Origin of the sequence: Brucella sp. NBRC 113783, from assembly GCF_040372265.1 — a bacterium.
Taxonomy (GTDB): domain Bacteria; phylum Pseudomonadota; class Alphaproteobacteria; order Rhizobiales; family Rhizobiaceae; genus Brucella; species Brucella teleogrylli.
Window position 1 is genome coordinate 153,356 of the sequence record NZ_BAABRX010000001.1, and the last position, 17,355, is coordinate 170,710.

Here is a 17,355-nt window from a genome sequence, read left to right on the forward strand (position 1 = left end):
CCCAAATGTCCATTCACAATAGCAAACAAGACGTGATGGAAGCGAAGCTGACGGCAGCTTTTGCGCCAGAACGACTTGAAATCATTAATGAAAGCCACCTTCACGCTGGCCATCATCATCACGACAGCGATCACCATGCCGCTTTTGACGGCTCCGGCGAGACGCATTTTCGCGTCCGGATCGTCTCCGATGCCTTCACGGGCCTGAGTCGCGTTCAGCGCCATCGCGCCATCAACGAAGTCCTCAAGGACGAGCTGAACAACGGTGTTCATGCGCTGGCGCTTGAACCTTCTGCCCCCGGCGAACCGACGCGCCGGTGATCCCCTATTTAGGTACGCTGCGGCAGAACGCCAACGGCCACGACCGGCTTTCCATCGGCATCCAGCGTCACGATACGCAGACGAGTCAGGCGGTTCTTCTCCTTTTTCAACACGGAGAACCGCTTGCCATGAAAGGTGAAAGCCTGTTTCACTTCCGGGATTGACTGGGTTTCATGAATGACCAGCCCCGCAATCGTCGTCGCTTCCTCGTCGGGCAGCGACCAGTCGAGCGCGCGGTTCAGATCGCGAATCGGCAGTGATCCGTCGACAATGACCGAACCGTCCGGTTGCAGCCGCACGCCCTGCATGTCGATATCGTGCTCATCGGCAATATCGCCGACAATTTCCTCCAGAATATCTTCCAGCGTCACCAGACCCTGCACATCGCCATATTCGTCCACGACGATCGCGATATGCGCCTTGCGGCGCAAAAACGCATTCAGCTGATCCTGCAAGGTCGTGGTATCCGGCACGAACCACGGCTTGCTCGCCACTTTCATGATGTCGATGCGGGTAAAATCATTATCGACGTCGTAAAGCGCCCGTACCAGATCCTTGGTGTGAATGATGCCGACAATATTGTCGATATCGTTGCGCCAGACCGGCATGCGCGTGTGCGGGCTTGCCAGAATATCGCCGACGATCTGCTCGGCGGGCGCGTCGGCATTGATCGTTCCCATCGCGGTGCGATGCACCATGATGTCACTGACTTCCAGCTCCTTGAGATCGAGAAGACCGCCCAACTGGTCGCGATCTTCCTTGATCACCGAACCGTCACGATGCAGCACAGCGACGGCGCCGCGTATCTCCTCGGACGCTGAGAGCATCGAACGCCCTGCCGCCAGATTGATGCCGAACAGCCGCAGGATGACGCGCACGATCCAGTTCACCACCGATGAAACCGGGCCGATGACCGTCACCACAAAGGATACGCTGCGCGCCACCGCCAGCGAAAAGCGGTCGGGCGCGGAAATGGCCCAGGATTTTGGCAGCACTTCCGCGAAGATCACCAGAATGATCGTCATGGCGATAGTGGCATAGGCCACACCGGCGTCACCGAAGAAGGTCAGGAAAATGCTGGTGGCAATCGAGGATGCGAGGATATTTGCGAGATTATTGCCAATCAGCAGCGCGCCGATCAGCCGGTCGCGCCGGCTGATCAATTGCTGCACGACCTCGGCACGCTCGTCGCCCTGGTTTTCCAGCGAATGCATCCGCGCGCGGGACGCAGCCGTCAGCGCCGTTTCGGAACCGGAGAAAAAGGCGGATAGAATGACACAAAGCAGGATGATCCCGCACATGATCCAGAGTTCGAAAACCATTCCGTCGATCTCCTTTTCCGTCCGCGCCGACCGGTTGCGCTATGAAAATTATGCGTCCGCGAGACGTTCCTTCAAAAACTCAAGCACGGCGGCGGGCGGCACATCCTTGGCGATGAAAGACTGGCCGATCCCGTGGGTGAGGATGAAGGTGAGCGCGCCGCGCGCCACTTTCTTGTCCTGCGCGATATAGTCCATCAGCTTTTCCGCAGGCGGAAGGCCGCCCGGCACCTCGCCAAGCGACGTCGGCAAGCCAACGGCCTTCAGATGCGCCTCGACCCGTTCCGCTGCTTCCACACCGGCCAGATTCATCTTGACCGAAAAACGATGCGCCAGCGCCATGCCGATGGCGACACCCTCGCCATGCACCAGACGGCTCGAATCATAACCCGTCGCCGTCTCCAGCGCGTGTCCGAATGTATGGCCGAGATTAAGCAGCGCACGATCACCGGTTTCACGCTCGTCGCGCGCCACAACGGCGGCCTTGGAACGGCAGGATTCGGCAATCGCTTGCGCTCGCGCCGCACCACCGGCAAAGACTTCCTGCCAGTTTTTCTCCAGCCAGGCGAAGAACTCCGGGCGGTCGATGAGGCCATATTTGGCAACTTCCGCATAACCGGCGCGGAATTCACGCGGGCTCAGCGTGTCCAGAACATCCGTGTCGGCCAGCACCAGCTGCGGCTGGTAGAAAACACCGACGAGATTCTTGCCATAGGCAGTGTTGATGCCCGTCTTGCCGCCAACTGACGAATCCACCTGCGCGAGAAGCGAGGTCGGCATCTGCACGAAATTCATGCCGCGCCGCACAATCCCGGCCACGAAGCCGGACAGATCGCCCACCACGCCGCCGCCGAAAGCCACCAGCGCATCGCCGCGCTCCAGCCGGGCCGCCAAAATGGCATTGGTGACGGTTTCAAGCGTCGCAAAGGATTTGGATTTTTCGCCCGGTGCCACAATAACGGGCGTGGCTTCGATACCGGCATTGCCAAAGCTTGTCCGCAGCCGTTCAAGATGCGCTCTGGCGACATTTTCATCGGTGACGATGGCAACGCGCGCGCCCTTCAGGCGCTTGGCAACTTCCGCGCCCGCACGGTCAACGAGGCCCTTGCCGATCAGGATATCGTAAGAGCGCTCTCCCAGCGAAACCGGCACGGTAACACTGTCATGTGCGGACGAAGGCGCATTCATTCTATTCTCCAGTCGATTTTTCCAGATGCCGTTTTTCCAGATGCTGGGCGAGAACCTCGATCAGCTCGTCGGCGATGATTTCTTTCTTCTCTTCGCGCGTCATCATGTGCAGATCGGCAAGCGCATAAACCGGATAGCGCTCATTCATCAGTTTCTGCATGACGGCACGCGGATCGCTGTTGCGAAGAAGCGGCCGGTTCTGGCGGCGGGAAACCCTGTCCATCAACACATCGATATCGGCATTGAGCCAGATGGAAACACCCGCAGCGCCTATGGCCGTGCGCGTTTCGGCATTCATGTAAGCGCCGCCGCCCGTGGCAAGCACCATCGGGCCGTCATCGAGAAGACGCAGGATCACCCGGCGTTCAAGGTCGCGGAATTCAACCTCGCCATAGGCTTCGAACAGTTCGGGGATCGTCATGCGCGAGACAGCTTCGATCTCCGTATCGGCATCGCGGAAAGGCAGGCCGAGCATCGAAGCCATTTTGCGGCCAATGGTGGACTTGCCAGCGCCCATCAGGCCGACCAGCACCAGAACCTTCGTACCGAGCAGACCACGGATGGCGTCGGCTCGCCCGTGGAGCCCCGCCTTCTCATGCAGCCCGGCCTTTTCATGTGAATTGGCTTGTTTTTCTATACTGCTCATCAACCTCATCCATTTGGGATGGTTCCACATGAAAAACCGGGCGGCGTCAATTGCTTTCATGGAATCTGAAAGGAGGAATGGCGGCTTTTTGCAGCGACGCCACCGACATTCTTGCTTTCACCGCAATGCCGCATCATAAACGACAGATGCCTACGCTGACGCGCCTCATCGCTTTCGTCGTCCTGATCGCAGCCATTGTCTATGCTGCGATGTATGCGCTTGCGAATTTCGTCGAGCCGCAGACCCAGGAAATGCGGGTGGAGATTCCAGCCTCCAAACTAAACCCAGTGCCGATTGCGCCACCACCTTCAAATGCTGGAACCGCCGCAAGCGAGACGCCAGCTATTGAAACAACCACGCCTTCACAGGAATAATGATGCGCGCATCGCTGGCGATTGAAAATTTCCTTGAAATGATGAGCGCTGAACGGGGCGCGGCAGGCAATACGCTCGAATCCTATGCGCGCGACCTCACCATGACCGCCGAAGCACTGGCTGAGCGCGGCATCAATCTAGCGGAAGCTGAGGCCGATCACATTCGCTCGGTGCTTGACGGCATGGCGACAGAAGGCTTTGCCGCGACATCGCAGGCGCGGCGGCTGTCCGCGCTGCGCCAGTTCTTCCGCTTTCTCTATGCGGAAGGCTTTCGGCAGGACGACCCCACCAGCGTCATCGATGCGCCGAAGAAGCAAAAGCCGCTGCCAAAAATCATGAGCGTCGATCAGGTCACCCGCCTTCTCGACCGGGCGGCGCTGGAAGCAGGCGAAGCGCAAGAACAAGGCGAGCGCATCAAGGCACTGCGGCTTCATGCGCTGATTGAAACGCTTTATGCCACGGGCTTGCGTGTTTCGGAGCTGGTGGGCCTGCCGGTCCGCGTTGCGCGCACCGATCACCGTTTTTTGTTGGTGCGGGGTAAGGGCTCGAAAGATCGTATGGTGCCGCTGTCGACCAAGGCGCGGGATGCGTTGCAGACCTTTTTGGCCTTGCGCGATTCCCTGCCCGCCTGCGAAGAGAACCCGTGGCTGTTTCCAGCCTTCTCCGAAAGCGGGCATCTGGCGCGACAGGTTTTTGCCCGCGAATTGAAGGGGTTGGCCGCCCGCGCCAATCTTTCCGCCGCCGCCATTTCACCCCATGTTCTGCGCCACGCCTTTGCCAGCCATCTTTTGCAGAACGGCGCTGACTTGCGCACGGTTCAGCAATTGCTCGGCCATGCCGATATTTCGACCACGCAGATTTATACGCATGTGCTTGAGGAAAGACTGCATAAGCTCGTCAGTGAACATCATCCGCTTGCCGATTGAGCCTGCTCCGGTTATGAGAAAAGCAAAATTTGCAAGTTGAGCCCGCAGTGAATATGTAAGGCGCCGTAAAACAGCCTTCTTCAGGCACGCTATTGCGGCGATCTCGTTGGAAACGCACGAACAGTCAGGCCCGATGTACAACTATCTCGATTTTGAAAAACCCGTCGCCGATCTCGAAGGCCAGATTCTTGAGCTGAAGAAGCTCGCGCAGGAACAAGGCAGCGTTGAGATGAGCGACGAGATTCGCCGCCTCGAGAAGCGTTCGGCCGATGCGCTGAAAGATATCTACCGCAAGCTGACCCCGTGGCAGAAGGCGCAGATCGCCCGCCACCCGGATCGTCCGCATTGCCTGGAATATATCGACCGGCTGTTTACGGAATTCACGCCTCTGGCCGGTGATCGCCAGTTCGCCAATGACGAAGCGCTGCAGGCTGGCTTTGCCCGTTTCAACGGACAGCCGGTCGCCATTCTCGGTCAGGAAAAGGGCTCGGACACCAAGACGCGCCTCAAGCACAATTTTGGCTCGGCCCGCCCGGAAGGCTATCGCAAGGCCGTCCGCATCATGGAAATGGCCGACCGTTTTCAGCTGCCGCTGATCACGCTGGTTGATACGGCAGGCGCCTATCCGGGTGTCAGCGCCGAGGAACGCGGCCAGGCGGAAGCCATTGCGCGTTCCACCGCCGAATGCCTGCGTCTGCGCGTGCCGGTGGTCTCGATCATCATCGGCGAAGGCGGTTCGGGCGGTGCTATCGCGATTGCCGTCGCCAACCGCGTCTATATGCTCGAACATTCGATCTATTCGGTCATCTCGCCGGAAGGCGCGGCCTCGATCCTGTGGCACGATTCCACCCGCGCCAAGGATGCCGCGTCCAACATGCGCATCACCGCGCAGGATCTGTTCGATCTCAAGGTCATCGACGGTATCATTCCTGAGCCGCTGGGCGGCGCGCATCGCGGCAAGGAAGCTGTCATCGATGCGGCGGGCGACATGATCACGGCATCGTTACGGTCGATGAAGGATGTCGACGGCGAAACGCTGAAGCAGGAACGCCGTCAGAAATTCCTCCAGATCGGCCGTAATCTCTAATAAAGCCCTGCCAGTTTTGGCATTTCTCATCCGGGATGTTCTTCGCATCCCGGATTTGCATCTTCACGTCATTTCCGCCATATTGCCGTCGCGTTAATTTTTAGATATCCAGGCAAGGATTTGTAAACGATACCGTAAGGTTTGGTTGTCAAAATCACCCTTGCAGGAAATCGTCTCTTGCACCGTTCTAACAGACTCGATGCGATATGAAGATCAGAACCGCAATACTTGGAACCGTCATGGCAACCGCGCTTCTCGCGGGGTGTCAGGGCTCGTCCGTATCCGACCTGAGCTTGCGCGCTGAAAAGCCGCTTCCCGAGAAGATCGTCACCAAGATGAAGGCGAAGGGCATGACCCGCACCTCGCCGATTCTGGTCAGAATCTTCAAGGAAGAAGGCGTTCTCGAAGTTTGGAAGCAGAAGAATAACGGCAAATACGACCAGATTGCCTCTTATGAAATCTGCAAATGGTCGGGCAAGCTCGGACCGAAATATATCGAGGGTGACCGTCAGGCTCCGGAAGGTTTCTACACCGTCCACCCGACGCAGATGAACCCGAAATCCAATTATTATCTCGCCTTCAACATCGGTTTTCCCAACGCCTATGACCGCGCCAACGGGCGCACGGGCCAGAACCTGATGGTGCACGGCGCATGCTCTTCGTCGGGCTGCTATTCGATGACCGACGAAAGCGTTTCTGAAATCTACGCCTTCGGACGCGACGCCTTCAAGGGCGGCCAGCGCGACTTCCAGATTCAGGCCTTCCCGTTCCGCATGACCAATGCCAACATGGCGCGCTACAAGAGCGACCCGAATTACGGCTTCTGGAAAATGCTGAAGCAGGGCTATGACGCCTTCGAAGTGACCAAGGTTCCACCGAAGGTTGATGTTTGCGAGAAGCGCTACGTGTTCAACGTCGCTTCGCCAGACGGAAAGCCACTCTCGGCAACGGATGCCTGCCCGCCATCGGCCAACACCGACGCGATGTCGACGGCCTACGCATCTTATGAAAAGACCTTCCAGAGCGCCTTCAGCGCTTCGCAGAAAGCGCCTGCTCCATCGATTCAGGGCCTGACCGAAGCCAAGCTCGTTTCGGCCTGGAGCGCTGCCCGCGCCCGCGGCGAAAAGGTAACGCGAGAACCGCCGTCGCTCACGCCATCATCGGCTGAAAAGGCTGGCGCACCGGATATTCGTCCTGCTACGCCTGCACTTGCGCAGCCAGCGAGCGCAATTGCCGCAACGGCTCCCGTTGCAGCTCCGGTAGCCGCTCCGGTCACCGCCTCTGTGCCGACACCGCAGCAAAACCCCGCCCAGAGCCCCGCAATGCCTGCCGACGTTTCGCCAGTGACGACCGGCAGCACGGTTGCACAGAATATCGATCAGCCCGCACCTGTGGCTGCACCGGAAGCGAAAAAGCCATGGTGGAAGATCATCGGCAACTGACCACTACCGAGGCGCACATTCCCGTTTATGACCTGAGGGGGCTGAAATGCCCCCTCCCGGTTTTGAAGACCCGTCATCGTCTGGAGAAAATGCCAAGCGGCGCATATCTCTGGGTGGAGGCGACCGACCCGCTTTCCGGTATCGACCTGCCGCATTTCTGCGCGCAGGAAGGCCATGCGCTCATTGAACATGAGCGCAGCGAAACCGTGCAGCGTTTCCTGATCCGGAAAAAATAAGATTCAGTGCTTCGGTGAAAAGCCCGGGATTGCCAGCGGGTTTTCCATCAGCGCTGCGCGATCAGGCCGGTCGAGGCTTGGACGACCCAGAAATGCGTCGAACAGCTCCCGCACATAGCTTTCCGGCAGATCCTTGACGATCATCACCAGAAGCGTCTGCTTCTCACCTTGCGGCCATTGCGGCAGGCGCGCTGGCGGATGGAAGATTTTTTGGACGCCATGAATCACCACCGGACGTTCCGGGTCTTCGGCGATCTGGACGATGCCTTTGACACGCAGCAGCTTCTCGCCATGCGTCGAGCGCAAGAGATCGAGGAACATATCGAAACTCGAGAGCGGAATGGGCGCATCATGCCGCAGCGAAAACGAGCGGATGGCATCGTCATGATGGTGGTGATGCGCATGATGATGATCGTGGTCGCAATTCGGGCCGCAAACATGGTCATGATCGTGCCCGTGATCATGATGATGCGTATGGTCGTGATGATGATGGTCATCATGCTCATAGGCTTCCGCCTTGAGCCAGCGCTGCACATCCGCCGTTTTGGTCTCGGGATTATATAATCCGCATTCGAACAAGGCCGCAAAGCCGGTACGCTGATCGCCTGCCGTCAGAATTTCCGCACCCGGATTGAGCGCCCGCAACCGTGTTTTCAACGCTGGCAAACCCGCCTGTGCTTCCGGCAGATCCGATTTGGTCAGGATGATGCGGTCGGCCATCGCCGCCTGCTTGACCGCTTCCTCGTGGTTGTCGAGTGTCGCCATGCCGTTCACGGCGTCAACGGTCGTCAGCACGCCATCAAGACGGAAGGCCTGCATCAGCACCGGATGCCCCATGATCGAATGCAGCACCGGCGCCGGGTCGGCAAGACCGGTGGTTTCGATGATGACCCGCTTCAGCGCCTTGATGCGCCCGGTCTGCAAGCGGTCGATCAGATCAGCCAGCGTATCGACCAGCTCGCCGCGCACCGTGCAGCAGAGGCAACCGTCGGAAAGCTCGATAACGCCTTCGCTCGCCTGCTCGACCAGCAGATGATCGATACCCACCTCACCGAATTCGTTGATGATGACGGCGGTGTCGCTCAGGGCCGGGTCTTTCAGAAGCCGGTTGAGCAGCGTTGTCTTGCCGGAGCCCAGAAAGCCGGTCAACACGGAGACGGGAATAGGATTTGGCATGGCAAACACTTCACACTTTGAGGGCGCGACACTTCAGGAACACGACTGACAGAGTTGACCCTATCAACCCAATATTATGGTGGATCAGTTGATCGCGGTCGTCTTTATACCCACCGCACGCTGCGGACGCGGCATCGGCACAGGCACCTGCGAAATATGCAACTGGCTCGGCTTTGTGACCGGGCCGGGTTCGGAAACAAGTCCGACCTGCACCGCAACCGGATCGTGATCCATGGCGTGAATATAGGGCGAGTTGATCTTCAGCTTGCCCTCGACATCGCGTCCATCCCAACGATCGGCCATGGCTTCCTTGCTGCAAATCGCCTTACGCATATCGACAGCCTCATTGAGATTGCCGCCTGCGATTGGTCGCAGTGTCGCAAGCGTTGCGCCGCCGGACGCACTGGCGCGAAATGCATCGGTCATCAGCTGCGCAGCCTGCACGGCGCGCGCTTCCTGACGATCCGCGCCGAGTACGATGGCAAGCACCGTGCGACCGTTGCGCGTGGCGGACCCGGCCAGATTGAAGCCCGACGCACAGACGAAACCGGTCTTCATGCCGTCCGCACCGTCATAACGGCCAAGCAGAATGTTGTAATTGGCCTGAATTTTCTTCCCCGCACCTGGATCGATGGCCTCGGTGGCAAAATAATGCGCATATTGCGGGAATTCACGGCGCAGCTGCACAGCGAGCACCGCAAGATCGCGCGCCGTCGTATAATTGTTCGGATCGTGCAGACCATTAGGATTGGCGAAATGCGATCCGACCATGCCGAGACGCTGCGCTTCCGCATTCATGAGCTGTACGAAGCCAGCTTCACTGCCACCGACTGCCTCGCCCACGGCGACGGCGACGTCATTGGCGGATTTGACGAGCATGATCTTCAGCGCGGTATCGAGCGTCATGACCGAGCCCGGCTTGTAGCCCATCTTGCTCGGCGGCTCCTTGGCGGCACGAACCGTCATCGGCACCGGAGATTCAAGCGTCATGCGACCGGACTGGAGCGCGCGAAACGCCACATAGGCGGTCATCATCTTGGTGAGCGAAGCCGGATACCAGCGCTGGAACGCATCCTTTTGGGCATAAACCTTGCCGGTCGCCACATCGACGGCGATTGATGGATTGGCAACTGCCGCTCCCATCGCCGTGCCAGCCATTGCTGCGGCAGCAACCAGGATTTTCAACGACTTCGACAACATTGCGCAGTTCCAATCAATAATGGCCCGCAACTTCTGCGGGTCTCCGTTTGCACGGCTCAATTCAATGGTTCCAAATCGCCATCAGGACGACACACGACACGTTCGGTCATATAAGGAGGATTTGCGTTGCTCTTATCTATGCCATGTGGCGAGGAAAAGGCAAACAGGGATTGCCGGATTTCACCGAAACGTCATATCCTGTACCCTTCAAATCACACCTGATACCCATGCCTATATAGACCCAATACGGGAGCCTCTCCGAAATGCCAGTGCTTAATCGTGCCGTAGAAACACAGGCGGAAATCGCCGGTTGGCGTCGCCAGCTTCACCAGAATCCCGAACTGCTCTACGACGTGCACGACACTGCAAAATTCGTCGCGGAAAAATTGAAAGCTTTCGGCTGCGACCATGTGGAAACCGGCGTCGGACGCTCCGGCGTGGTCGGCATCATCAAGGGCCGCCACGGCGACGGCCCGGCCATCGGCCTGCGCGCCGACATGGACGCTTTGCCAATCAATGAAACCAGCGGCGTCGAATGGGCATCGAAAATTCCCGGCAAGGCGCATTCCTGCGGCCATGACGGGCACACTTCCATGCTGCTGGGCGCTGCACAATATCTGAGCGAGACCCGCAATTTCCGCGGATCGGTCGCGTTGCTGTTCCAGCCTGCCGAAGAAGGCGGCGCGGGCGGCCTCGCCATGGTCCAGGACGGCGTCATGGATCGCTACGGCATTTCGGAAGTCTATGGCGTGCATAATATGCCGGGTTTGCCCGTGGGTCAGTTTGCCATGTGCAAGGGACCGATCATGGCCGCAACCGACGAATTCGATCTCTTCGTCAGCGGTCGCGGCGGCCATGCGGCACAGCCGCACCGCACGATTGATCCGATCCTCGCCGGTTCGCAGCTGATGATCGCCTTGCAGGGCATCGTCTCACGCAATACCGATCCGCTGGATTCACTCGTCATTTCGGTCACGAAATTCATCGCGGGCGAGGCCTACAATGTGATCCCGGAAAAGGCGACATTGTCGGGCACTGTGCGCACGCTGCAAAAGGAAACCCGCGCTTTCGCCGAACGCCGTATCCGCGAAGTGGCTGCCGGGATCGCCGCCGCCACGGGCGCAGAAATTACCGTGCGCTATAAGAACAATTATCCGGTCACCTTCAACCACGATGCGCAGACGGAATTTGCCGAGCGCATCGCCACCGGCGTTGCAGGTGAAGGCAAGGTCAACGCCAATGTCGAGCCGATGATGGCTGCGGAAGATTTTTCCTACATGCTGGAAGCACGCCCCGGCGCCTATATCTTCATCGGCAATGGCGATACGCCGGGCCTGCATCACCCGGCCTACGATTTCAACGACGACGCTATTCCCTATGGCGTCAGCTATTTCGTGTCCGTCGCCGAGACGGCGCTTGCCGCCTGACGTCACTCCAAACTTGAGAAAATCCGTCTACCCCGCTTTTTGCGGGGTTGGCTACCGCCATGAAACCCAGTATGTGTCGAAAATATCCGAACATGCTGGCATCACTGGCAACAGCGGATGGTTTAACGGTCGGTCCCGTAGCTCAGTAGGATAGAGCGACAGATTCCTAATCTGTAGGCCACTGGTTCGAATCCAGTCGGGATCACCACTTAAAAATCACCTATCATAAGGCCAGTTGGCCTGCGAAAAGACGCCACCATCGACCCATAATGTCTGGCCCGTCACGAAACGCGCCGCCTCGGAAGCAAAGAACAGCACCGGACCGGACAGATCCTCAGCGCTGCCGACCCGGCGCAATGGCGTCACCTTGGCCCATGTGCCCGCATAATCGGGCTGTTCCAGCGCCGTGCGCTCATTGAGGATCGCGCCGGGAGCGACACAATTCACGCGAATGCCATGCGGCCCGAGTTCCACCGCCGAAACCTTGGTGAACTGCTCAATGCCGCCCTTGGAGGCCGTGTAGGAAACAAGTTTCGGGAAAGCCAGCTTGTTGCAGCCCGAACCGATATTGATGATCGCGCCGCTCTTGTCGGCATCCACCATCCGCTTGGCCGCAGCCTGCGTGTTGAGGAAGCACCCTTTCAGATTGGTGCGGATGACATCGTCCCACTCGTCTTCGGCGAGTTCCAGCAATGATTTCCATGTCTGGATACCGGCATTGTTGACGAGCACGTCCGGCGCATCGCCAAACCAGCTGCACGCCTCGTCGAAGAAAGCTTCGACCTCGGCTCCAACGCCGACATCACAGGCAAGCCCAAGCGCCTGACCGCCGCCCGCTTCAATCGCCTCGACCAGAAACTGGGCTGCGTCGTCGTCATCCTTGAAGCTGAAAGCCACCGCATAGCCCGCATCGGCAAAAGCCGTAACCAGATGTCTGCCGATCCCCGTGCTGCCGCCTGTGATGACTGCGAATTCGCTCATGCCGCTCCCTCCCTGAAGCATTTCCGAAACCGAACTTAATCGGTTTTCGCCGGTGGTAAACTGGCAGAAAAGAAAATATCGTCCCCATAAGCAGAATGGAGGGAAAAATGAATCCGGACATCACGGAAGCCAAGGGCGCGTGTCACTGCGGAACGGTGCGTTTTCGCGTAAAATTGTCCAATGGCCTGCACAGTGCGCGACGTTGCACCTGCTCCTATTGCCGGATGCGTGGAGCGGTTGCCGTAACAGCAGAAGTGGGCGGACTGGAAATTCTGCAAGGTGAAGATGCGCTGACGCTCTACACTTTCAATACCGGCACCGCGAAGCACTACTTCTGCTCCAAATGCGGAATTTATACGCATCACCAGCGCCGCTCCAATCCACACCAGTTCGGTGTGAATGCGGCATGTCTGGAAGGCGTCTCACCTTTCGATTTCAAAGTCATTCCGGTCAATGACGGCGTCAATCACCCGTCAGACACGCCGAACCGCAAGGGATCGGGTATTGTGGGTTATTTGCGCTACACTGAAGCAGACCAAAGTGATAGTGAGCAATAATTACAGCAAATCAGATCAATAAAAAGACATAAAGCAACACTATAAGTATTTATTATTTTCCATGGAGTTATTTCATGAAAAAATATTATTTACTTCAGTTTCTTTTTGCTTTCATGGCTTCACACGCTTTTGCTTCTGAAACAGGCAGCCCCCCTTCGAAAGATTTACAGATCATGGAAAAGTCTTCGAAGGGAAGCACGGCAAACCGGGGAGGTGTCATTTTCTTTAAAAACCTGGTCCTCATTTCTTTGAGAAATGTTGGGACAACGGATGTCGATCTGAAAAATGTATGCTTTTTTCTCGCCGATGACCCGACCAACAAATCCAAAGTCGATACCGTTGAGGAAAAACTCAACACCGGAATATTGAAGCCGGGACAAGAAATAACCGGCAATGTCGGCTTTTCCGCGCCGGATGTATCGGTATACGAGTTTGGTGGCATCCAGGCTTCCATGAATTGCCCGTAGAGCATTTCCAGCAAAAGTGCGTAGCGGTTTTGCGTAGGATAATGCGTAAAAACAAATAGATAGAGCGGTTCCCCGATTCCATTTTAACCGGAACCGCTCTAGCACCGCCGTTTAATCAAGCCATTCGTCGCCGGTCATTCTTCTCCCAGGAGAAGACGGTCGGCGGCAGCGGATCGCGTCCACGAATAATGTCCGATCCCTTTTCGCCGACCATGATCGTTGGCGCATTGGTGTTGCAGGACGGCACGTGCGGCATGATCGAGCTGTCGCACACCCGCAACCCCTCCAGACCGTGCACCCGCAGTTCCAGATCAACCACGGCTGAAGCGTCGGTGCCCATCCTGCACGTGCCGACCGGATGGTGATCGGTCTTGGCATTGGCGCAGGCATAGTCGTACAGATCATCGTCGGTGACCACTTTCGGTCCCGGAAGCCGCTCGGCCATGACATAGGGTTTCAATGCGGCCTGTTGCATGATTTCACGTGCGATCTTCAGCCCTTCCAGCGACATTTTCAGATCGTGCGGATCGCTCCAGTAATTCGGGTCGATCAGCGGTGCAGCAGCCGGGTCGCTGGAAGCCAGCCGCACGGTTCCACGCGAGCGCGGATGCAGATAAGCGGAATTGAGCGTCACACCTGCATTCTTGAGCTTCTCGACGCCAGCTTCAATGCCCGAACCAAGCCCCAGATGAAACTGAATATCCGGTGAGCGGGCATCCGGATCAGCATACCAGAAGCCGCCGGTTTCAAAGAGGCTGGACGCTACAGGGCCGGAACGCAGAAAGATATATTGCAGCCCCGCGCCAAGCGTACGGTGCAGCTTTGCCACGCCGTCATAAGTGTGATCGCCAGTGCATTCAGCGATGACGAACAGATCGAGATGATCCTGCATATTTTCGCCAACGCCGGGCAGATCGTGTTTCACCGCAACGCCAACCTGTTTCAGATGATCGGCGGGACCGATGCCCGATTGCAGCAGAAGTTTTGGAGAGCCGATAGCGCCCGATGAAATGATGACCTCCCGCGATGCGCGCAACACCTCGCCACTCATCAGGGCCACGCCTGTGGCGCGCGTCTTTTCCAGCACGATGTTACGGACTGGCGCATTGATCCTGACCGTCAGGTTTCGCCGTCCCTTGATCGATGCGAGATAAGCAAGCGAGGCGGACGACCGCCGGCGGTTGCGCTGCGTCAGCTGATAGAAGCCGACGCCCGCCTGTTCGCGCCCGTTGAAATCCGGGTTGTAGGGTATCCCCAGTTCCTGCCCGGCGCGGATATAAGCGTCGCAGATCGGCAGCGGTGCGGACGGCATGGAAACGCCCAGTGGGCCGCCATAGGAATGATAATCGTCGTTAAAACGCTGATTGTCCTCGGCGCGTTTGAAATAGGGCAGCACACTGCGATAATCCCAGCCGGTGCAGCCATCTTCATTGGCCCAAAGATCGTAATCAGCGGCATTACCGCGCGTATAAATCTGCGCATTGATGCTGGAACCGCCGCCGATCACCTTGGCCTGCGTATAGCGCAGCACGCGGTTTTTCATATGCTTTTGCGGAACGGTTTCAAAACCCCAGCTCGCCACGCCCTTGGTCATTTTGGCAAAGCCCGCAGGCATATGGAACAGCGGATTCCAGTCGCTTCCGCCCGCCTCTAGCAGTAGCACTTTTACAGACGCATCTTCGCTGAGGCGATTGGCGAGAACACAACCGGCAGGCCCGCCGCCAACGATGATATAATCGTAGTTCATCGCGCACTTCCCTTAAAGCTTCGCTATCGAAAGGCCGCCATCGGCATTGATCACCGATCCGGTGGCGAAGATGAAATTTCCGTCCGCAAGCCCGGCCACGATGGCGCCAACATCGCCCACTTCGCCCCAGCGCTTCATCGGCACCAGACCGCCTTCGATCAGCGCGTCGTAACGCTCGGAGACTTTGGCCGTCATATCGGTACGAATGATGCCGGGACGCACTTCGAACACACCAATCGGCGCCTCGGCCAGACGCAGCGCCAGCCCTTGCACGAAGGCGGTCAGCCCCGCCTTGCTGATGCAATAATCGAGCCTTTCCGGCGAACTCATCACCGATGAAACCGAACTGATCGTCACGATGCTGCGTGGAAAACGCACATCGGTTACCGCCAGCATGGCTTTCACTATCGCCTGCGTGAAAAACACTGTGCCGCGCAAATTGACCCCCATGATGGTGTCGAAATTTTCAGGCTTCAGCCCAAGAAAATCGCCGCGCTCGACCGACCCCATGCCCGCATTGTTGACGAGACAGTCGATGCTGCCAAACTCCTTCAGCACAGCGGCAATGGTCGCCTCATGCGTCTCGACGGCAGCCAGATCGCTTTTGAAGAAAGCCACCCTGCCGCCCATGCCGCGCAATTCGTGAATGACGGCCTCGTCGTCCTCAATATCGGTGATCACCAGATCAAAACCCTTTGCCGCCAGGGCGCGGGCAATGCCAAGCCCGATGCCGCGACGTCCGCCGGTTACCAGCGCCACAGGTCTTTGACGGTTCATGCCAGAACCTCCCGGTTCAAGTGGTCCGCCACGCGCAACGCCTGCGCGGCAATGGTCAGCGCCGGATTGACCGCCGCCGATGTCGGCAGGAACGATGCATCGACCACGTGGAGATTAAGGTGATCATAGGCACGGCACCAGGGATCAAGCGGCGCTGTCGCCGGATCGTTGCCGATGCGCACCGTCCCGCATTGATGCGACGGCGTGCGCCGGTCAAAGGCTCGCGACAGCACGACCGGAAAACCTGCTGCCCGCAGAGCGGATTTGAGCTTTTCCACCAGCATCAGATGCGCTTGCCAGTTGCTGCGCACCCAATGCAGGACAATGCGGTCGCCATCCACCGTCACGCGGCTTTCCGGCGACGGCAGATCTTCGCTCATGGCGTAGAAATCGATCGTGTGTCCGGCAACCCGGTTCAACAGCCATTCCGGCACTCGTGGCATACTGGATTTGAGGATCGCACCCGAGATGCGCCCCAGCAGTTGCACATTGCCGAGCGGCGGCCCGCCCGCCCCGTCCGACAGATAGTAATCGTTGAAGCCAAAGGTCTTCTGGTAGATGCTGTCATTACGATAGCGCGGATCGAAAGCGATTACGGCGCTCGCATTGTGGTTCATGAAATTGCGCCCCACCTGATCGGAGCGATTGGCCAGTCCTGACCTCAACAAGAGCGCCGCCGATTGCACCGCACCGGCGGACAGAATGACCAGCTTCGGGCGCAGGACCAGCGCCTCTCCGTTCTTCACATAATGCACGGTGGCAATGGTCTTGCCATCCGGCCCGGGTTCCAGCCGTGTCACCCGTGCGGAAGTTTCGAGCCGGACATTGGGATGCTTGAGGGCAACCGCGAGCGGACAGGTTTCCGCATCCATCTTGCCGTCATTGCTATTCGGATGCGCATCCCACGGCGTTTTGGCCTTTGCCAGCCAACGGTCGATATCGACCCCCAGCGGCAGCGATGCCGGATGCAATCCGGCTTGCTTCAACCGCGCCCGCACATCGGCAATGGCTGGTTCGTCGCGGATCGCCGGATAGGGATAAGACTTTGAATGATCTGGCTCGGTCGGATCACCGCCCAGTTCACCCCGCACCTGAAACAGCTGTTCGGCGCGGCTATACCACGGCTCCAGTTCTTCATAGGAAAAGGGCCAGGCGGGCGAGACGCCCTCCAGATGCGCCATTTCTGCAAAATCCTCGCGGCGGTAGCGGATCAGCACCGCGCCAAAGAATTTGGAATTGCCGCCGACATTGTAATAATTGCCGGGATTGAACGGCGTACCGTTCGTCTCGTACCAGAACTCTTTCGGACGAAAGAAGCCCTGTTGGAAAATAGCGCGCGGGTCACGGTTTTCCGGCCTGTCCGGCAAATGCTCCCCCGCCTCAAGGATGAGAATTTCGGCACCCGACGCAGCAAGACCGGCAGCCATCGTCGCGCCGCCGATACCCGATCCGATGATGACGATATCCGGCTGTCCTCCCAAAGCC

Annotated in this window: 18 protein-coding genes and 1 tRNA gene; 10 read left to right on the forward strand and 9 right to left on the reverse strand. The window is 58.2% G+C overall.

Annotation, left to right across the window (positions count from 1 at the left end; translation table 11 throughout):
- Window positions 1–5 precede the first annotated feature (5 nt).
- Window positions 6–320, forward strand: coding sequence for a BolA family protein (locus ABWW11_RS00705; protein ID WP_109369987.1), 315 nt, complete (start codon window positions 6–8; stop codon window positions 318–320).
- 8 nt (window positions 321–328) lie between these two features.
- Here ABWW11_RS00705 and ABWW11_RS00710 read toward each other — a convergent pair whose 3' ends face one another.
- From ABWW11_RS00710 to ABWW11_RS00720, 3 genes are read right to left on the reverse strand one after another with little or no spacing between them, the layout of a single operon-like run.
- A complete protein-coding gene (locus ABWW11_RS00710) occupies window positions 329–1,642 on the reverse strand; it encodes an HlyC/CorC family transporter (protein WP_109369988.1) in 1,314 nt (437 codons plus the stop codon).
- Between the two features lie 48 nt (window positions 1,643–1,690).
- Window positions 1,691–2,827 carry a 3-dehydroquinate synthase gene (aroB, locus tag ABWW11_RS00715; RefSeq protein ID WP_109369989.1) on the reverse strand — a complete coding sequence of 379 codons (1,137 nt, stop codon included), beginning with the start codon at window positions 2,825–2,827 and terminating at the stop codon, window positions 1,691–1,693.
- 1 nt (window position 2,828) lies between these two features.
- The gene (locus ABWW11_RS00720) at window positions 2,829–3,473 is read right to left on the reverse strand and encodes a shikimate kinase (protein ID WP_109370333.1); all 645 of its coding nucleotides are present in this window, start codon (window positions 3,471–3,473) and stop codon (window positions 2,829–2,831) included.
- A 146-nt stretch (window positions 3,474–3,619) separates the two neighbouring features.
- Between ABWW11_RS00720 and ABWW11_RS00725 the strand changes: the two genes are divergently transcribed.
- From ABWW11_RS00725 to ABWW11_RS00745, 5 genes are all read left to right on the forward strand, one after another.
- Entirely contained in the window at window positions 3,620–3,847 is a 228-nt protein-coding gene (locus tag ABWW11_RS00725; RefSeq protein WP_109370334.1) for a hypothetical protein, read from the forward strand.
- A 2-nt stretch (window positions 3,848–3,849) separates the two neighbouring features.
- A complete protein-coding gene (gene xerD, locus ABWW11_RS00730) occupies window positions 3,850–4,773 on the forward strand; it encodes a site-specific tyrosine recombinase XerD (RefSeq protein WP_109369990.1) in 924 nt (307 codons plus the stop codon).
- Between the two features lie 133 nt (window positions 4,774–4,906).
- The gene (locus tag ABWW11_RS00735; protein WP_109369991.1) at window positions 4,907–5,860 is read left to right on the forward strand and encodes an acetyl-CoA carboxylase carboxyltransferase subunit alpha; all 954 of its coding nucleotides are present in this window, start codon (window positions 4,907–4,909) and stop codon (window positions 5,858–5,860) included.
- A 206-nt stretch (window positions 5,861–6,066) separates the two neighbouring features.
- Window positions 6,067–7,302 (forward strand): L,D-transpeptidase family protein, encoded by a 1,236-nt coding sequence (locus ABWW11_RS00740; protein ID WP_109369992.1) that lies wholly within the window; start codon window positions 6,067–6,069, stop codon window positions 7,300–7,302.
- Complete coding sequence (locus tag ABWW11_RS00745) at window positions 7,281–7,538, forward strand: sulfurtransferase TusA family protein (RefSeq protein WP_244597188.1); 258 nt, start codon at window positions 7,281–7,283, stop codon at window positions 7,536–7,538. Before ABWW11_RS00740 ends, ABWW11_RS00745 begins: the two co-directional genes overlap by 22 nt.
- Before the next feature lie 3 nt (window positions 7,539–7,541).
- Here the strand turns inward: ABWW11_RS00745 and ABWW11_RS00750 are convergent, their stop codons facing one another.
- Both ABWW11_RS00750 and ABWW11_RS00755 read right to left on the reverse strand, forming a co-directional pair.
- Window positions 7,542–8,714 (reverse strand): CobW family GTP-binding protein, encoded by a 1,173-nt coding sequence (locus tag ABWW11_RS00750; protein ID WP_109369994.1) that lies wholly within the window; start codon window positions 8,712–8,714, stop codon window positions 7,542–7,544.
- A gap of 84 nt (window positions 8,715–8,798) precedes the next feature.
- Window positions 8,799–9,914 carry a D-alanyl-D-alanine carboxypeptidase family protein gene (locus tag ABWW11_RS00755; RefSeq protein ID WP_109369995.1) on the reverse strand — a complete coding sequence of 372 codons (1,116 nt, stop codon included), beginning with the start codon at window positions 9,912–9,914 and terminating at the stop codon, window positions 8,799–8,801.
- Window positions 9,915–10,177: 263 nt separating this feature from the next.
- On the opposite strand from ABWW11_RS00755, the gene ABWW11_RS00760 reads away from it, so the two are divergent.
- Both ABWW11_RS00760 and ABWW11_RS00765 read left to right on the forward strand, forming a co-directional pair.
- Window positions 10,178–11,341 carry a M20 aminoacylase family protein gene (locus ABWW11_RS00760; RefSeq protein WP_109369996.1) on the forward strand — a complete coding sequence of 388 codons (1,164 nt, stop codon included), beginning with the start codon at window positions 10,178–10,180 and terminating at the stop codon, window positions 11,339–11,341.
- 131 nt (window positions 11,342–11,472) lie between these two features.
- Window positions 11,473–11,549 (forward strand) — tRNA-Arg (locus ABWW11_RS00765).
- A gap of 8 nt (window positions 11,550–11,557) precedes the next feature.
- Here the strand turns inward: ABWW11_RS00765 and ABWW11_RS00770 are convergent.
- Entirely contained in the window at window positions 11,558–12,322 is a 765-nt protein-coding gene (locus ABWW11_RS00770; RefSeq protein ID WP_109369997.1) for an SDR family NAD(P)-dependent oxidoreductase, read from the reverse strand.
- A gap of 107 nt (window positions 12,323–12,429) precedes the next feature.
- Here ABWW11_RS00770 and ABWW11_RS00775 point away from each other — a divergent pair, with 107 nt between their 5' ends.
- A complete protein-coding gene (locus tag ABWW11_RS00775) occupies window positions 12,430–12,879 on the forward strand; it encodes a GFA family protein (RefSeq protein ID WP_109369998.1) in 450 nt (149 codons plus the stop codon).
- Between the two features lie 74 nt (window positions 12,880–12,953).
- Complete coding sequence (locus ABWW11_RS00780) at window positions 12,954–13,346, forward strand: DUF4354 family protein (RefSeq protein WP_109369999.1); 393 nt, start codon at window positions 12,954–12,956, stop codon at window positions 13,344–13,346.
- Between the two features lie 115 nt (window positions 13,347–13,461).
- Here the strand turns inward: ABWW11_RS00780 and ABWW11_RS00785 are convergent, their stop codons facing one another.
- The 3 genes from ABWW11_RS00785 to ABWW11_RS00795 are packed head-to-tail and all read right to left on the reverse strand — an operon-like array spanning window position 13,462 to window position 17,351.
- Window positions 13,462–15,093, reverse strand: coding sequence for a GMC family oxidoreductase (locus ABWW11_RS00785; RefSeq protein WP_109370000.1), 1,632 nt, complete (start codon window positions 15,091–15,093; stop codon window positions 13,462–13,464).
- Between the two features lie 12 nt (window positions 15,094–15,105).
- Window positions 15,106–15,870 (reverse strand): 3-ketoacyl-ACP reductase, encoded by a 765-nt coding sequence (locus tag ABWW11_RS00790; RefSeq protein WP_109370001.1) that lies wholly within the window; start codon window positions 15,868–15,870, stop codon window positions 15,106–15,108.
- Window positions 15,867–17,351 carry a GMC oxidoreductase gene (locus tag ABWW11_RS00795; RefSeq protein ID WP_109370002.1) on the reverse strand — a complete coding sequence of 495 codons (1,485 nt, stop codon included), beginning with the start codon at window positions 17,349–17,351 and terminating at the stop codon, window positions 15,867–15,869. Before ABWW11_RS00795 ends, ABWW11_RS00790 begins: the two co-directional genes overlap by 4 nt.
- Between the last annotated feature and the right edge of the window lie 4 nt (window positions 17,352–17,355).

What these genes read in the sequence shown, in the direction of transcription:
- ABWW11_RS00705 (WP_109369987.1), top strand. Translation starts at nt 6, where the DNA reads ATGTCCATTCACAATAGCAAACAAGACGTGATGGAAGCGAAGCTGACG.
- ABWW11_RS00710 (WP_109369988.1), bottom strand. Translation starts at nt 1,642, where the DNA reads ATGGTTTTCGAACTCTGGATCATGTGCGGGATCATCCTGCTTTGTGTC.
- aroB (WP_109369989.1), bottom strand. Translation starts at nt 2,827, where the DNA reads ATGAATGCGCCTTCGTCCGCACATGACAGTGTTACCGTGCCGGTTTCG.
- ABWW11_RS00720 (WP_109370333.1), bottom strand. Translation starts at nt 3,473, where the DNA reads ATGAGCAGTATAGAAAAACAAGCCAATTCACATGAAAAGGCCGGGCTG.
- ABWW11_RS00725 (WP_109370334.1), top strand. Translation starts at nt 3,620, where the DNA reads ATGCCTACGCTGACGCGCCTCATCGCTTTCGTCGTCCTGATCGCAGCC.
- xerD (WP_109369990.1), top strand. Translation starts at nt 3,850, where the DNA reads ATGCGCGCATCGCTGGCGATTGAAAATTTCCTTGAAATGATGAGCGCT.
- ABWW11_RS00735 (WP_109369991.1), top strand. Translation starts at nt 4,907, where the DNA reads ATGTACAACTATCTCGATTTTGAAAAACCCGTCGCCGATCTCGAAGGC.
- ABWW11_RS00740 (WP_109369992.1), top strand. Translation starts at nt 6,067, where the DNA reads ATGAAGATCAGAACCGCAATACTTGGAACCGTCATGGCAACCGCGCTT.
- ABWW11_RS00750 (WP_109369994.1), bottom strand. Translation starts at nt 8,714, where the DNA reads ATGCCAAATCCTATTCCCGTCTCCGTGTTGACCGGCTTTCTGGGCTCC.
- ABWW11_RS00755 (WP_109369995.1), bottom strand. Translation starts at nt 9,914, where the DNA reads ATGTTGTCGAAGTCGTTGAAAATCCTGGTTGCTGCCGCAGCAATGGCT.
- ABWW11_RS00760 (WP_109369996.1), top strand. Translation starts at nt 10,178, where the DNA reads ATGCCAGTGCTTAATCGTGCCGTAGAAACACAGGCGGAAATCGCCGGT.
- ABWW11_RS00770 (WP_109369997.1), bottom strand. Translation starts at nt 12,322, where the DNA reads ATGAGCGAATTCGCAGTCATCACAGGCGGCAGCACGGGGATCGGCAGA.
- ABWW11_RS00775 (WP_109369998.1), top strand. Translation starts at nt 12,430, where the DNA reads ATGAATCCGGACATCACGGAAGCCAAGGGCGCGTGTCACTGCGGAACG.
- ABWW11_RS00780 (WP_109369999.1), top strand. Translation starts at nt 12,954, where the DNA reads ATGAAAAAATATTATTTACTTCAGTTTCTTTTTGCTTTCATGGCTTCA.
- ABWW11_RS00785 (WP_109370000.1), bottom strand. Translation starts at nt 15,093, where the DNA reads ATGAACTACGATTATATCATCGTTGGCGGCGGGCCTGCCGGTTGTGTT.
- ABWW11_RS00790 (WP_109370001.1), bottom strand. Translation starts at nt 15,870, where the DNA reads ATGAACCGTCAAAGACCTGTGGCGCTGGTAACCGGCGGACGTCGCGGC.